The sequence below is a fragment of the Photorhabdus laumondii subsp. laumondii genome (genome assembly GCF_003343245.1).
Lineage (GTDB): Bacteria > Pseudomonadota > Gammaproteobacteria > Enterobacterales > Enterobacteriaceae > Photorhabdus > Photorhabdus laumondii.
Map to the genome: position 1 here is coordinate 2,103,972 of NZ_CP024901.1, position 16,260 is coordinate 2,120,231.

Here is a 16,260-nt window from a genome sequence, read left to right on the forward strand (position 1 = left end):
GCCATGTTAGTGCCAACATGGGGAGGATGATAACGGAATCAGGATTTAGATAACGCCTCTTTGTTGAAAAATTAATTGTTCTACATGGTTAGATATTTCTGCTAACGCGTCATATTATTAAGAATAAGGTTATTCTTTGGAATACAACAGCAGGCCAGAATGTGGCCATTTTCTTTAATTGCTGTGGCTTTTAAAGGAAAAACATCTCCTTTAATTAAAGCAATTTTACAACATCCACATATGCCTGCCCGACATGAATAAGGGACTCTTATTCCTTGTTGTTCCAGTTGCTCTAAAATAGTTTGTTGATTGTTACCTGTAAAAGTTTGCCTGTTATATTCGATAATGACAGATTGCTCATTTGTTTTTGGTACATCAATATTCTCAGCTTTTTCACTGCTGCCATATTGACGTGGGTCTTTTTTAGCTAATACGGTGACATTATCTCCGATTCGAATAATACCACTGGAGCGAGCAATTAAATTCTGACCAAAATCGATATCACCATTCTCTGCTGTCCGGAATGATTGCAATGTTGTTAATGGTTCTCCGTTTGGATTTTTAATGCCTTTATCAATGCTGACCGTGGTCAGAATACAGCGGCTGCATGGTTTGGGTAAGTCAAAAATAACATCCCCAATCTGAATTGATTGCCAGCTATCTTCCGCAAATGCTTCTGCGCCGGTAATGACAATATTTGGGCGAAATTGTTCTAATTTAATACTGGCTGGGCAACGTTGTTGTAATAAATGAAATGAGACTTCATTAATAAGCAGAAATGGATAACCATCCGCAAATGATAATGGAATTTCGGGGTGTTTTTTTACTCTGCGGGTTAATTCATGGCTTAACCAGCGTAATTGCACCGGAATGTCAAAGAAACTACTTAGCCATTGGTTAACAGTTTCTGGTGCAATGAGAGCCGTAAAATGGTTGCCCCATACTTCCGTTGGTTGCTGTTCAGGCAGGAAATCACGATAAAGTACCGTGGCGTTTTCTCCGTTGGGCGCACGCAGATAAATACCATTATTTAACATAGCTGGAGTAAATAACAGCATCTGAGGGTATTTACGGGCAGTAATAAAAGTTCCATCTGTCGTTGTGACCATAAAATTGCGATCAAATATGAGGCCACTTTCACTGACTAATGCATGGGAAAGTTGCAAACCACGCATAGATTTTACTGGGTGGGTATACAGGCGAGACAGCGTGATCATCCATTAATCTCCACAAAACATTTTTCTGACATGCGCAACTTTATGACATGTCATCCGGATTGGCTATAATGCGTAACAATTTTCTTTTTGGTGATATGTCATATGAACTCTCTGTTTGCCAGCACGGCGCGTGGATTAGAAGAATTGTTGAAGAACGAACTGGAAATGCTGGGTGCGCAATCATGCAAGATTGTGCAAGGTGGAGTTCATTTTCAAGGTGATGGCAGAGTGATGTATAAAAGTCTGATGTGGAGTAGGCTGGCATCACGTATTTTGCTACCGCTAAATGAATTTAATGTTTATAGCGATTTAGATCTCTATCTTGGGGTTCAGTCTATTGATTGGAGCCAGGTTTTTTCTGTACATAGCACTTTCTCTGTGCATTTCAGTGGTACAAATGAAGAGATACGTAACACGCAATATGGGGCGCTAAAAGTTAAAGACGCCATTGTCGATAGTTTTACTCGTAAGTTGGATCAACGCCCGAATGTGGCAAAGCAGCAGCCGGATGTTCGTATTAATGTTTTCCTAAATAAAGAGAAAGCCAGTGTTGCATTGGATTTGAGTGGTGATGGTTTGCATATCCGAGGTTATCGCGATCTTGCTGGTCAGGCTCCGCTGAAAGAAAATCTGGCTGCGGCGATTGTCCAACGTTCAGGTTGGCAGATAGGGACTCCAATGGTTGATCCCATGTGTGGTTCCGGCACATTGTTAATTGAAGCTGCAATGATGGCGGCTGATCGTGCTCCGGGTTTACATCGTGATCATTGGGGCTTTACTGCTTGGTTAAAACATGATGAAGCAATTTGGCGTGAGGTAATCACAGAAGCGCAGATCCGCTTTCGTAAAGGTCTTCAGGAGACAACTTGCCGTTTTGTTGGTTCTGATATTGATCGCAGAGTGCTGGATATGGCTCGGTCAAATGCTCGTCGAGCTGGGGTTGCGCAGTTGATCACTTTTCAGCAAGGTGATGCCAGTCGTCTGGAAAATCCATTACCAGAAGGCCCTGCTGGGACAGTATTAAGTAATCCACCTTATGGTGAGCGTTTGGAAAGTGAGCCGGCATTGATTGCACTGCACAGTTTGTTTGGGCGGATAATGAAAAGCCGTTTCCCTAGCTGGCGTCTGTCGCTATTCAGTGCGTCACCTGAATTGCTGAGTTGTCTGCAATTACGGGCTGAACGTGAGTTTAAAGCTAAAAATGGTCCACTGGATTGCGTACAGAAAAATTATCTGTTGTCGGATAAACCGCATTCATCAGAGGTGAATGTGGCGGAAGATTATGCCAACCGTCTGCGCAAAAATGAAAAGAAATTAGCTCACTGGGCAAAACAGCAAGGGATTGATTGTTATCGTCTGTATGATGCTGATTTGCCAGAATACAATGTGGCTGTTGACCGCTATGCGGATAAAGTAGTGATTCAGGAATATGCTCCGCCGAAAAGTGTTGATGCTAATAAAGCGCGTCAGCGTTTATTCGATGTTATCAGTGCAACGATGCAAGTTCTTGGACTCTCATCAAATCAATTAGTACTTAAAACTCGTCAGCGTCAGAAAGGCAAAAGCCAGTATGAAAGAATGGCAGAAAAACAGGAATTCTTTCTGGTAAATGAGTATGACGCAAAATTCTGGGTCAATTTAACTGACTATTTGGACACTGGCTTGTTCCTTGATCACCGTATTGCCCGAAAAATGCTAGGTGAAATGAGTGAAGGGAAAGATTTTCTGAATCTGTTTGCCTATACCGGAGCAGCAACGGTACATGCTGGATTAGGCGGTGCGCGTTCAACAACGACGGTTGATATGTCTCGCACTTATCTTGAATGGGCTGAACGGAACTTACAGGCTAATGAATTAACTGGGCGTCAGCATCGGCTGATTCAGGCAGATTGTCTCGCTTGGTTGGCACGGGCCAATGAACAGTTTGATTTGATTTTTATTGATCCGCCAACTTTTTCCAATTCTAAACGAATGGAAGATACATTTGATGTACAACGCGACCATATCATGTTGATGAGACAGCTTAAGCGCTTGTTGCGTCGTGGCGGAACGCTGATGTTCTCTAATAACAAACGTGGTTTTAAAATGGATTTTGCTGAGCTGGAAAAAGTTGGCTTGGTGGCAGAGGAAATCACCAGTAAAACCCAGTCGCAGGATTTTGCCCGCAATCGTCAGATTCACAACTGCTGGCTATTACGTCATGCTGGTGAGGAAAAATAATTACTATGTCATTGATCAATTTATCTGGTGCGTGGTTGTCGTTCAGTGATGCACCATTACTTGATAATGCAGAATTGCATATAGAAGAAAATGAAAGGGTTTGTCTGGTTGGCCGTAACGGTGCTGGAAAATCTACTTTGTTACGGGTATTAGCAAAAGAGCAGCCGTTGGATGATGGTCAGGTTATTTACCAACAGGATCTGGTTGTCGCTCGCTTACAACAGGATCCTCCGCGTAATGTAGAAGGGACGGTTTTTGATTTTGTTGCCGAAGGTGTTCAGGAGCAGGCCGAATATATTAAATCTTTTCATCTGGTCTCCCGCTTGGTGGAGCAGGAGCCAAATGAGAAAAACCTTAACCGCCTGGCAGAATTGCAGGAGGTACTGGATATCCGTGGATTATGGTCACTGGATAGTCGCATTAATGACGTATTGAAACAGCTCTCTTTACCTGCGGAAGCGAAGCTCTCTTCTCTTTCAGGTGGTTGGTTGCGTAAAGCAGCCTTGGGAAGGGCGCTGGTGAGTTCGCCAAAAATCTTGCTTCTTGATGAACCAACTAACCACTTGGATATTGATACGATTGAATGGCTGGAGAATTTCCTGAAAGATTTTCAGGGTAGCCTTGTTTTCATTTCTCATGACCGTTCATTTATTCACAATATGGCAACCCGTATTGTCGATTTGGATCGTGGTAAGTTAGTATCGTGGCCGGGTAATTACGATAAGTTTCTTGAAAGCAAAGAAGACGCGTTGCGTGTGGAAGAGATGCAAAATGCTGAATTTGATCGTAAGTTGGCTCAGGAAGAAGTGTGGATCCGTCAGGGGATTAAAGCGCGTCGTACTCGTAATGAAGGGCGTGTTAGGGCATTGAAGGCATTACGTATTGAGCGTTTACAACGCCGTGAAGTAATGGGAACCGCTAAAATGCAGATGGGAGAAGCGAGTCGTTCCGGAAAAATTGTCTTTGAGTTGGAAAATGTTAACTATCAAATTGGTGAAAGGAAACTGGTCAATAATTTCAGTGCGCAAATTCAGCGTGGGGATAAGATTGCACTGGTAGGGCCAAATGGTTGTGGCAAAACCACTTTACTGAAACTGATGTTAGGTGAGCTGCAATCTGATAGTGGCCGTGTTCATTGTGGTACTAAACTAGAAATTGCTTATTTTGATCAGCATCGGATAGCACTTGATCCGGAAAGAACCGTAGTGGATAACCTGGCTGAAGGTAAACAGGAAGTGATGGTGAATGGTCGCCCTCGTCATGTTCTGGGTTATTTGCAGGATTTTCTGTTTCATCCAAAGCGGGCAATGACACCGGTTAAAGCGCTTTCTGGTGGTGAAAGGAACCGGTTGTTGCTGGCGCGTCTGTTCCTGAAACCCAGTAATCTGTTGGTACTTGATGAGCCAACCAACGATCTGGATGTGGAAACATTAGAGTTGCTGGAGGAGCTGGTAGAGAATTATACAGGTACTGTATTGCTGGTGAGTCATGATCGTCAATTTGTTGATAACTCCGTGACAGAATGTTGGATTTTTGAAGGTAATGGTGCGATCAATAATTATGTTGGTGGTTATTACGATGCTCAGCAACAGCGCGAACAGGTTGTATCGTTGCGCCAGAAAAATGCGAAAAAACTTCAAACGGAAGTTAAAGTAGAAAAGATTCAGGAACCGCCAAAAAACTCTCGTAACAAAATGAGTTACCATTTATTACGAGAGTTAGAGCAATTACCATCATTGCTGGAGAAACTGGAAGAAGAGCTTGATCAGTTACAATCTCAAGTGAGTGCTCCTGAATTTTTTAATCAGCCTCATGTAATAACCCAAAAAATATTGACTGAACTGTCTCAAAAAGAGCAAGTATTAGAAGCGGCTTTTGATCGCTGGCAGGAATTGGAAACATTGAAAAACAGTTAATAGTTAACATAATTAGCAGAATCATACTGCGAAATTCTTCTGAGTATGATTCTGTGGATATTCCCGATTTCCTTAACAGGAGAAAGATCTTGTGTTCCGCTAACCATCATCATGAAATGGTATTGTGCCCTCAATGTGATTTGCTGGTGACATTGCCAGAATGGGTTCAGGGAACGAAGGCAATTTGTCCTCGTTGTAAGACGACATTAGTCACATGGTGGAAAGAACCAAAACATCAGCCAACAGGTTATGCAGTCAGTGCATTATTTATGCTGTTAATGGCTTGCCTGTTTCCGTTTATCAGCATGAGTGTGGCGGGAATTAGCAGTGAAATTACCTTATCTCAAATCCCTCAGGTGATGTTTAATGAAAATTACGTCAGTGTGGGAACATTCTTTTTGCTCTGTGTTCAACTGGTGCCTGCGTTTTGTATGGTAGCGATTATTCTCTTGTGCCAGAGTGTTGTTATTTCTCAGAAGATAAAAGTCTGGTTGGCCAGAATGTTATTTCAGATGAAAAGCTGGTGTATGGTTGAAATCTTTCTGGCAGGGGTGTTAGTCAGCTTTGTTAAGTTAATGGCTTATGGTGATATTGGGTTAGGTTTAAGTTTTTTGCCATATTGTCTGTTCTGCCTTCTCCAGGTGAGAGCATTTCAATGTTTGGATCGCCACTGGTTATGGAATCAGATAACACTCGCACCTAAGGTGAATATACCGTTACAGGCAGGAAGATCGGGGTTAGTGCAGGGTGTTCGATTATGCCAGTGTTGTACGGCTATTTTACCGGCAGACCAATTGGTATGTTCACGTTGTTATACGCGTGGGCATGCCCGTCGTCGCAACAGTCTGCAATGGACAATGGCACTGATAGTGACAGCTTTAATGCTTTATATTCCTGCTAATATCATGCCAATGATGGTGACAGAATCGTTAGGTAACCAGAGTGATTCCACTATTATGGCTGGAGTGATATTACTGTGGAGTGTCGGTTCATACCCGGTCGCTTTAGTCATTTTTATCGCTAGTATTATGGTGCCATCCCTGAAAATGCTGGCAATTGGCTGGTTGTGTTGGGATACCAAAGGTCACGGTAAACGGGATTCTTCCCGCATGCATTTTATTTATGAAGTTGTCGAATTTGTTGGCCGTTGGTCAATGATTGATGTATTTGTTATCGCAATATTGTCATCACTGGTACGTATGGGGAAATTGATGAGTGTCTACCCTGCTATGGGGGCAGTTATTTTTGCTTTAGTTGTGATCCTGACTATGTTTGCGGCAATGACATTTGATCCGCGTTTAATTTGGGATAGAGCCAACGTTAAACATTCGTTATAAGGCAATGAAGGGGTGTCAAGGTGACGGATAAAGTTGAAGACCAGAGTCAGGCTAAAATCGATAAAATTAAAAGTTGGTCGCCAGTTTGGATTGTACCAATTGTGACAGTGCTTATTGGTGCTTGGATATTGTTTTACCATTTCAACCACCAAGGGCCGGAAGTGATGTTGATTACCTCCAACGCGGAGGGTATTGAAGCTGGAAAAACTAAAATTAAAAGCCGTAGTGTGGATGTCGGCGTAGTTGAGAGGGTCATGCTGAGTGATAATCTTAGTCAAGTTATTATTAAAGCTCGGCTGAATGATGGCATGGAAAACCTATTGCGTAGTGACAGCGCTTTCTGGGTAGTGAAACCGCAGATTGGCCGTGATGGAGTATCTGGTCTTGGTACCCTTCTGTCTGGGGCTTTTATTGAGCTTCAACCGGGAACAAATGGTGATGAAGAAGATAAATTTAATTTGTTGGACTCACCACCATTGGCTTCACCTGATGCAAAAGGTATCCGCGTCATCCTAATCAGTGATAAAGCGGGCCAGCTCAATCCGGGTGATCCGGTGTTGTTTCGTGGTTATCGGGTTGGTTCTGTTGAAACCAGCGAGTTTGAACCGAAATCTCATCTGATGAGATATCAGCTATTTATTAATGCACCTTATGATGGTTTGTTGACAAGCAATGTCCGCTTTTGGAAAGAGAGTGGTATTACCTTTGATATGTCTTCTCAGGGGGTACGTGTTGAAATGGCTTCGTTATCAACGCTGTTTGGTGGTGGTGTCAGTTTTGATGTGCCTAAGGGTTGGGAATTGGGAGAGCCAATTAAAGAAAAAGCTATTTATAAACTTTTTGACAACCAAAGAAGCATTCAGGATTCTTTATATACCGAACATAAAGATTATCTGTTGCTTTTCTCTGATTCCGTTCGAGGGCTACAGCCGGGTGCGCCAGTAGAGTTCCGTGGTATCCGTATGGGGACTGTGGCAAAAGTACCATTCTATTCAGAGGGAATGAGACAGCGGTTAGATAACGATTTTCGTATTCCAGTACTTATCTCGATTGAACCGGAGCGCTTTGAGAAGGAGTTGGGAGAAGGGTTTGATGTTGAGAAAGAGCTGAATAGCATAACTAAACGCGGTCTGCGGGCGTCCCTCAAGTCAGGTAATTTGCTGACAGGGGCACTGTTTATTGATTTGGATTTCTATCCAAATGAAAAAGGGTGGGCCGGTCCGTATGAAATTGCAGGTTATCCGCTATTACCGACAATCAGTGGTGGCCTTGCTCAAATTCAACATAAGGTTATTGCAGCGTTAGACAAAATTAATAATATGCCGGTTGAGCCAATGTTTAATCAGGCTATTCGCACTTTGGAAGAGAGCCAGAAAGCGATCAGAAAAGCACAACAGACCCTTGATGAATTGAATAAGGTGCTGGCGAATCCTGAAACCAAAGATCTGCCAAAAGATATACAGAAAACATTGCAGGAGTTTAGCCGCAGTATGCAAGGTTTTCAGCCTGGCTCACCGGCTTATAATAAGATGTTGGATAATATGCAGCGATTAGATCAAGTATTGAGTGAACTGCGACCTGTTCTGAGGACGTTGAATAATAAGAGCAATGCGTTAGTTTTTGAGTCTAAGCCAATTGAAGATCCAGAACCGAAAAAGGCTAAAAAATGATGAGAAGATTGGCATTAATTTTAGTGATTTTTATTTCTGCTTGTAGCCGTCAGCCAGAAAAAACTTACTATCAATTGCCGGTAGTGGCAATAGCATCACAAAAGAGTGCTATTGTGCAGCATGATCGCCAATTATGGGTACAACGGGTTATGTTGTCCGATTATCTGTCCTCCTCCGGTGTGGTGTATCAAAGTAGTGATGTTAGTTATGTCAGTGCGGCGAATCACTTGTGGGCAAGTCCACTTGAACAACAATTACAGCAAGTGCTGGTAGCTGAGTTGACTATGGCATTGCCTCAGCGTTTAGTTTCTGCTCAACCATTGGTTAATAAGCCCGATACTCTAGACGTGACAGTCACCAGTTTTCATGGTCGTTATGATGGTAAGGTGATTTTGCAAGGTTACTGGACATTAACTCATCAAGGGAGTGTCGTTAAACAGCCCTTTAATCTAGAGCTAAAACAGGAAGAAGATGGTTACGATGATTTAGTCCGCACATTGGCAAAAGGATGGAGTCAGTTGGTGCAAGCTATTGCCAGTCAATTAATTTCCCAATCATAACCCTCTGTCATTCTCCGAGTGTAAAACTTTTGCGCTCGGAGAAAATTGGTATTATCAGTAGGATAAAAATTTTTCTTTATTATTAATACGTTATCGTTTTTTTTGTACTGATATAACAAATATTACATTAATATGAATTTCTTGACTTGATTTTCAAAATTTATAGGGGTATTTCTAAATTGTGGTTGGATAAATGATGACCACTGTTTTCTTTCTACTGATCTAGCTTATGAGGTAAATAAAAGCATGAAGAGACAGAAACGAGATCGTTTAGCACGAGCATTATCGAGAGGGTACCATGCAGGTATTTTGGGGCGTCCAAGGGAGCATTGTCCCTATTATTCATTAGATGCCCGTTCTCATTGGTTAGGAGGATGGCGTCAGGCTATGGAAGACAGGGCGATGATGGCTTAGTCTGCCAAACTGATGGTATAGGTTAGGTGAGAAAAACCTCCATTCCTTATCAACGTGGTATATATCCCAAATTTAATCTGACAGTGACTGATTGTTTATACAGATATCTGTCAGATTGAATCCTGTAAGTTTTCTCTGTCCAGATTTTCTTTCAGTTGTGACTAAAGTAAAAATGCTCGTACCGTGTAAAATAAGTTTTTCCCGGCGTCAATGGCTTACCAGCTATTTATTAAATTATTAAATTATTAAATTATTAAAGCATCGTGTAATGAAAGCTTTAAATAAGATTCCAAAATAGTGCCGCATTTTATACCACCAATAATTTCATAACAATGTGTTGAAGAAGGTTATGTGTAGCAGAATTATGAAACGTTATTTAATGCATTGTATGTAATAAATCGATAAGTATTATCAATGTCAGGATTACAATTTTTTCATGTTGTTGTGCTGTTATTTGCGAATTAGGTAATATGTGAATGAGTGGCCGCTAGGTGACATATCCTATTTAACCTATTCAACATGATGACTGAAATTGCGGCCATTAAATAATCCATTTGCTAAATACGAGAGATGATGGTAATTCAATAATTGCAGTAAGATGGGTTTGATAAACATTTATGATGTAATTCAACCCAAAAGAGACGGCTATATTCTTCAATCCCATCGACTGATATGGTTATAGTTTCATGACTTGTATAGGCTGTTTGAAGCAATGATAATAGCGTCGATCCGCCATTAATCGTACATACCCACCTAAATCCCTGGACACGGGTAGGCGTCGCTATTTTTCCATAGCAATCTCCATTTGTGTTAGGCGCTTTTAGCATTTCGACGGTACCGTCAATTCTATCGAGTTTTGCAATGGCAGTTGGTGTAAGAGTCAATGCGATGATTATGAGCAGTATTTTTCTGATGTTCATATAATATTACCTCGGTGTGTTTGTTAATATTAATCATCAATCTTAATCATTATTAATGCTTTTACCTGTTATCAGTATGCTTTGGTGAGCTTGTTTGATATATCAGGTCAATTTGATCATAGCACAATTTGCCAATTGTATACTGATTGGTCAGCGACAATTGGGTGTTTGTAATGCAGATATTCAGGTGCGGATTTGTGTTATTTCTAGTCGAGATAGGCCAAAGTTAGGACTTGATTTGATTTTTTTCTGTATGAATATTGAATCCTATACTCTGAGATATAACCGGAATTACCTTTGAGGGAGCAAAAATAGCACCAGGTATTTTTTTAAGATATTGATTACTTGGTAGTATGCTTTTAGTGAAAAAAGGTGAAAAGCAATTAGCCAGTCACCTTCCTTTTCGATATGTTACTGATTATTGATTAGAAAGCGCTGGTATCTTTAAACAAGCCTACTTTCAAATCCGTTGCCGTATAGATGATTTTACCATCTACTAACACTTCACCATCAGCCAGTCCCATAATCAATTTACGGTTAATGACACGTTTAAAGTTGATACGGTAAGTGACTTTTTTAGCCGTTGGTAATACTTGGCCGGTGAACTTAACTTCGCCAACGCCAAGGGCACGGCCTTTGCCTTCACCGCCTAACCAGCCAAGGAAGAACCCAACCAATTGCCACATGGCATCAAGACCGAGGCAGCCGGGCATTACCGGGTCATCAATAAAATGGCAGTCGAAAAACCATAAATCAGGGGTAATATCCAGCTCGGCTTCTATGTAACCTTTATCGTGGGTACCACCGTTTTCTGTCATTTCAATGATGCGATCCATCATTAGCATATTACCAGATGGTAATGGCGGCCCATTTTCTCCGAACAGCTCACTGCGTCCAGACGCGATAAGATCTTCTTTTGTGTAGGATTTAAGTTTATCAACCATATTATCAGATAGCCTTATATTTAGTGTAGGGTAAATAATAGAGTACACTTGTACGCTGAACAACTCCGATCAGACATTCTAAATTAACCCAACCAGCGAAGAAACCACGGGAATTTAGGTCGTTCCTGATTATTCGCCTGTGTTATACGGTCTTGTATCATAGCTAACAAGTGTGTTTCTTGTTGATCATAATAAGGGATACCTGTCAATAAAGGCAGTGCTTCAGAAACATGTTTTACTGACCATAAATGAAATTTTTGCGCTTTTACCGCATCTACAATGGGTTGATTAAGGCATAAATGATGGATATTCGCTGCTGGTAGGATGACACCTTGTTGACCCGTTAGCCCTCTGCGGTGGCATACTTCAAAGAAACCTTCGATTTTTTCGTTAATACCACCGATGGGTTGAACATAACCAAATTGATCTACTGCACCTGTGACGGCTAGTTGTTGATCAATGGGTTGCAGGGAAAGAGCACTTATCAATGCGCATAATTCGGCAAGAGAAGCGCTGTCGCCGTCAACTTCACCATAGGACTGTTCAAATACAATAGATGCAGAGAAAGGTTGTGGTTGATCCAATTTTAGCTCGGAAATTAAAAATGCTTGCATAATCATCATGCCTTTCGCATGGATATTGCCACCTAACTCAACTTTGCGTTCAACATCAACAAATTCTCCATCTCCCATATGGGCCACGCAAGTGATACGGGATGGCTCTCCTACTGGATCAGGATGGCCGGGATACTCTAGCACAGATAACCCATTAATTTGGCCAATGACCATGCCTTGGGTATGGATAAGAATCTGGCCTTTATGAATTTCTTCTAAACCACGTTCAGGCAGATAATTGTGACGCCAGCGGCGATTTTCCTCTGCTTGTTTAATTGATTGAGCTGTAATCTGATTTTCTTGCTGATAGAGTGCCGCAGTAGTCAGTTGCCGTTGTAGCCAGAGCATATCCAAAGGCAGGTGGTGTTGATCTTCTACATGGCGGGTTGCTTGTTGGACAAGCTCAGGCCAAGCATTATGATGCAATGGAGGTAATTGCCATTGTTGAATGAGCCCATTGATATAATTGCACCACAGGCTTAAATCCTGCTCATTATGAAATGGCATATCTAGCTCAAATTCGCCATATAGAGCGCTTTTTGCTAATTCAGGTTCTGTAGCCTGAAACTCTTCAAGGCTTAGACGATCTCCAACCAGGATCAGACGTAGCTTTAATGGCATAGAAGGGATAGGTAATGGTAACGGTTTGTTGCTATCCGGAGACAACCATTCAAAGCGTTGCTGAATAATCATCTGTTTCAGGCGAACCCACATTAAGGGCTGAGACAGTAGGGTACGTAACGGTAGAATAAGTACACCGCCATTTACCTGATGAATCAGACCGGGTTGTAAGTGAATTTCTCCGTTGTGAGAATGGAAGCGGCCAAATAATTGCTCTGCTTCTATCCATTCACGATAGGCGACGCGTAACTCAGGTGTGAAATGGCCTGCTGTTGAGGGTTGCCAGCTAATTTTCTGTTGCTGTATGTGATAATTGCCACCAATTTGGGGAAGCTCTTTCGTGAGTAATGGACGGATAGACTCAGCTAATGCTGACAAATAAATATCACATTCTTCGGCTTTCAATAGCATAAAAGGCTGGCGGGAATCCATCCGGCAAAAAAGCTGTAAACCACTATGTAGCCGTGATTGAACGGCTTCCATGCTGGCAGACGCCTGTTGGGAAGCAGAATGAAAAAGCGCATCATAAGGAACGCAATTCGGCAGTAATGCCTGCCAGTCTAGTTTGTTAGTGGTCAAAGTGATCGCTGTATGTTGTAAAGTAGGAAAGCGTCGATTATACAAGATTAAGATATAAACCAACATGCTTGAATGTTTGCTATTGCAGACACTTTATGTAAAAAATAATTTTTTCAAAAAACGGATATTAATCAGTTTGGCTATAAGCAATTTACTAAAATAGTTGTTATGCTTATTTTTAGTTACGCTGTCACTGAGAAAGTAAGATGAAATATCAACAACTGGAAAATTTGGAATGTGGCTGGAAGTGGACTTATCTGATGAAAAAACATCAAGAAGGCGAGCTAATTACTAAATATATTGAAAACAGTGCAGCTCATGCAGCCGTTGATAAACTCATTGAACTTGAGAGTGAACCGGTAAGGGTACTGAAATGGATTGAGCAGCATATGAATCCTGATTTATCCAACCGGATGAAACAAACTATCCGCGCTCGGCGTAAACGGCATTTTAATGCGGAACATCAGCATACTCGCAAGAAATCCATCGACTTAGATTTTCCTGTGTGGCATCGCTTATCTGCACTTTCTCAGCGACGGGGTAATACACTGTCTGAAACTATTATCCAGTTAATTGAAGATGCTGAGCGGAAAGAAAAGTATGCCAATCAGATGTCCAGCTTGAAACACGACTTGGAAGCTATTCTGGGTAAGAAAGAGTAATTTCAGTTGTGATAGGTTGTTATAGGCTGGTATCGCCACAAGCTTCTTAATAAGTTTGATATAAAATTTCACTATCGGTAAAAGAAAACCCCAGTCTGACGATGGGGCTTTCTGAGCTTTTAATGATTAATGATAACCAAGAAAGGCTATTATTGAGCAGATTGAGATTGTGCTTGAGTAACAACCTCTTTAGTACCTTGAATTTCGATCTCTACGCGACGATCTGGTGCCAGGCAGTTGATTAGGTTAGGTTTGTGAACCTTATCACAGGTAGAACCAGTGACTGGGTTTGCTTTACCGTGACCTTCCGCGCTGATGCTGCCGGAAGGGATACCTTTAGATACCAGATAGTCAACTACACTTTGAGCGCGTTTCTGAGACAGTTTCTGATTGTAAACATCTTTACCGATACGGTCGGTGTAGCCTAAAACCAGTACTTTGCCCTGATTTGGGTCGATATTTGCTAACTCAGTATAGAGTTGATCCAGATTGTGCTTACCTTCGGCTTTCAGCTCAGAACTTGCAAATTCGAACAGCACATCAGAACGCAGGGTAAAACGTTTATTTTCAACAACGGGTGCTGGAGCTGGTGTTGGAGCAACAACCGGAGCTGGAGCAACAATTGGGGCTGCTGCTTCATCTTGGCCGAAGCGGTAAGAAACACCTACGCTCAACAGACCGTTATCAGGACGTGCACCTACTGAACCTGCATCCCCGATATTGTTAACCCACTGGTAATCCAGACGAGTAGCCCAGTCTTTAGTTATCGCATACTCAACACCGATAGCTGCCAGTGGAGAAACACCGGTATCATGATTTTTCAGATGAGTATTGGTTGCGCTATAAGTTGCTTTGGAATCTGCCCGCCAAACCATACCACCCAGGCGAGTATAGATATCCAAGTCATCCATAATTGGATAGCTCAGTTTGGTTGCCATTTGGAAACCGTGGGCTTTGAAGGCACCATTATTGACGCTGCCTTTGTAAGGCATACGGCCTAACCAGTCGTAACCTATTTCAAAACCTAGGTACGGATTGGCTTGATAACCTAAGAAAGCACCCGCACCCAATTGGTTTTTGTGAGTAGGGCCATTACCGATTGCACTGGTATAACCGTTACCGTAGAAATTCACGTCATGGTATTGGGACCAACCCAACTTACCACCGGTATACCAAGTGTTGTCTTTTGGAGCTGCTTGCGTTGCAGTTGTGAAAGCGGCCACTGCCACTGCTACCGCGATAGCTATCTTTTTCATTTTAACGCCTCGTTATTATCATCACCCAATAGGCAATTGGCTTTGGGAGCCTTTTTACTTACTGCCTACCCCATTAGGCTATTTCATTTGCCATTCTTTGTAATAAAAGCGAACACTGAGTTGTGTTCAAATTCTTCGGTACCGTTATTGTGTGTACGCTTTGAATTTTACGCATTTCCGTGTTCACTGTTTACCCATAAGAATGGCCCGCACTAATTTATACCCGTCATCTTTCAAGTTGCCTCTTTGTTGGCTGCACTCGCTCACCCCAGTCACATAGTTATCTATGCTCCCGGGGATTCACTCCCTTGCCGTCGCGATGCATCTTGAAATCTATAGGGTATCGTATCTTTTAATATCTACTAAGATAGGCTGTTGAGCCATATTGATTAAAGAACTCAGTTAGGAATACTGCACTTCCATAAAACCGATGGACTAAACAATACAAAGGTAGTAAGTGCAGTAACCTTTAATGGTGTAAAGTCTACAACGAAGTTAAAAAGTTACAAGTGCCCCTTGATTAATAGAGTAAAAAATTTAAAAGATAATGTATGATTTCAAAAAAACTTTACTATTCTTTACAACTGATCTTACCTTAATTAATTGATTTTAATTGTGATCAGTGGTTCTTGGTCTGAATTGGCTATTTTGTGTTATGAATATTGCGATAATGCTTGGTTTTAGTCAATGGTAGTGAATGGAGTGGATTTTTAGTAAATCCGATCGCGATTCAGCACGGCTAGTTTCTTTACTTACATCTTGTGGGCGCATAATAAAGCCTAGTGCATTACCTTTTTGTGCCGCAGCCTGTAATCTCACGGTATCTTTTCCCGATAACGTTGGTAACCAGCCAAGCACCACGCTGTAATTACCACTCGCCAATGCTCTTTCCATTGCTTCTACCGTTGTAATGGAGCTCATGCGATTTAATTGGATAATCTTATCTAAAGGTAATCCAGAGTTAATTAACCATTGGCGGCTCAGTTTTTTATGTGGACTAACCCATAGCAACCAGCGGGCTTCATTTCCAGATTGGCGTAACAAAGGTAGCAATATACGATTAATGACCGCTTGGTTATCGCTATATTGGTTATCACTATATTGGTTATTACTATAAATCAATTCACTCACTATACCTCCTTTACCCTCTTTCACCATACCCTCTCTTTTGGCTGACTGATGTTTAGAAGAGTAAAACCAGGATGATTGAATGCCCATAAATGAACCTCGCCATAATTAACTGTATTAATATACAGTATCTTCATGCCAAGCTAAGATCAAGTCTATTTTTTCAAAGAGCTTCGCAAATATTGACTGTAAATGGCTGTAA

The 16,260-nt window shown here is 41.6% G+C and carries 13 protein-coding genes; 7 read left to right on the top strand and 6 right to left on the bottom strand.

The window, feature by feature from the left end:
• Window positions 1-101 precede the first annotated feature (101 nt).
• Entirely contained in the window at window positions 102-1,217 is a 1,116-nt protein-coding gene (locus tag PluTT01m_RS09150) for a YcbX family protein (RefSeq protein ID WP_011146041.1), read from the bottom strand.
• A gap of 102 nt (window positions 1,218-1,319) precedes the next feature.
• Between PluTT01m_RS09150 and rlmKL the strand changes: the two genes are divergently transcribed.
• The 6 genes from rlmKL (at window position 1,320) to rmf (ending at window position 9,334) form a co-directional block, all read left to right on the top strand.
• A complete protein-coding gene (gene rlmKL, locus PluTT01m_RS09155; RefSeq protein WP_011146042.1) occupies window positions 1,320-3,437 on the top strand; it encodes a bifunctional 23S rRNA (guanine(2069)-N(7))-methyltransferase RlmK/23S rRNA (guanine(2445)-N(2))-methyltransferase RlmL in 2,118 nt (705 codons plus the stop codon).
• A 5-nt stretch (window positions 3,438-3,442) separates the two neighbouring features.
• Window positions 3,443-5,353, top strand: coding sequence for an ABC transporter ATP-binding protein (locus tag PluTT01m_RS09160; protein WP_011146043.1), 1,911 nt, complete (start codon window positions 3,443-3,445; stop codon window positions 5,351-5,353).
• A gap of 89 nt (window positions 5,354-5,442) precedes the next feature.
• Window positions 5,443-6,690, top strand: coding sequence for a membrane integrity-associated transporter subunit PqiA (gene pqiA, locus PluTT01m_RS09165; protein ID WP_011146044.1), 1,248 nt, complete (start codon window positions 5,443-5,445; stop codon window positions 6,688-6,690).
• 20 nt (window positions 6,691-6,710) lie between these two features.
• Entirely contained in the window at window positions 6,711-8,360 is a 1,650-nt protein-coding gene (gene pqiB, locus PluTT01m_RS09170; protein ID WP_011146045.1) for an intermembrane transport protein PqiB, read from the top strand.
• Complete coding sequence (gene pqiC / locus PluTT01m_RS09175; protein ID WP_011146046.1) at window positions 8,357-8,920, top strand: membrane integrity-associated transporter subunit PqiC; 564 nt, start codon at window positions 8,357-8,359, stop codon at window positions 8,918-8,920. Before pqiB ends, pqiC begins: the two co-directional genes overlap by 4 nt.
• Before the next feature lie 246 nt (window positions 8,921-9,166).
• Entirely contained in the window at window positions 9,167-9,334 is a 168-nt protein-coding gene (gene rmf, locus PluTT01m_RS09180; RefSeq protein ID WP_011146047.1) for a ribosome modulation factor, read from the top strand.
• A 581-nt stretch (window positions 9,335-9,915) separates the two neighbouring features.
• Here the strand turns inward: rmf and PluTT01m_RS09185 are convergent.
• The 3 genes from PluTT01m_RS09185 to PluTT01m_RS09195 all read right to left on the bottom strand — a co-directional run bounded on the left by PluTT01m_RS09185 (window position 9,916) and on the right by PluTT01m_RS09195 (window position 13,012).
• Window positions 9,916-10,254 carry a hypothetical protein gene (locus tag PluTT01m_RS09185; protein WP_011146048.1) on the bottom strand — a complete coding sequence of 113 codons (339 nt, stop codon included), beginning with the start codon at window positions 10,252-10,254 and terminating at the stop codon, window positions 9,916-9,918.
• Window positions 10,255-10,679: 425 nt separating this feature from the next.
• Window positions 10,680-11,198, bottom strand: coding sequence for a bifunctional 3-hydroxydecanoyl-ACP dehydratase/trans-2-decenoyl-ACP isomerase (gene fabA, locus PluTT01m_RS09190; RefSeq protein ID WP_011146050.1), 519 nt, complete (start codon window positions 11,196-11,198; stop codon window positions 10,680-10,682).
• 83 nt (window positions 11,199-11,281) lie between these two features.
• Entirely contained in the window at window positions 11,282-13,012 is a 1,731-nt protein-coding gene (locus PluTT01m_RS09195; RefSeq protein WP_011146051.1) for an AAA family ATPase, read from the bottom strand.
• Between the two features lie 206 nt (window positions 13,013-13,218).
• Here PluTT01m_RS09195 and matP point away from each other — a divergent pair, with 206 nt between their 5' ends.
• The gene (gene matP / locus PluTT01m_RS09200) at window positions 13,219-13,674 is read left to right on the top strand and encodes a macrodomain Ter protein MatP (protein ID WP_011146052.1); all 456 of its coding nucleotides are present in this window, start codon (window positions 13,219-13,221) and stop codon (window positions 13,672-13,674) included.
• A 149-nt stretch (window positions 13,675-13,823) separates the two neighbouring features.
• On the opposite strand, the gene ompA is transcribed toward matP, so the two are convergent.
• Window positions 13,824-14,930 carry a porin OmpA gene (gene ompA / locus PluTT01m_RS09205; RefSeq protein ID WP_011146053.1) on the bottom strand — a complete coding sequence of 369 codons (1,107 nt, stop codon included), beginning with the start codon at window positions 14,928-14,930 and terminating at the stop codon, window positions 13,824-13,826.
• Window positions 14,931-15,614: 684 nt separating this feature from the next.
• Entirely contained in the window at window positions 15,615-16,148 is a 534-nt protein-coding gene (sulA, locus tag PluTT01m_RS09210; RefSeq protein WP_011146054.1) for an SOS-induced cell division inhibitor SulA, read from the bottom strand.
• Between the last annotated feature and the right edge of the window lie 112 nt (window positions 16,149-16,260).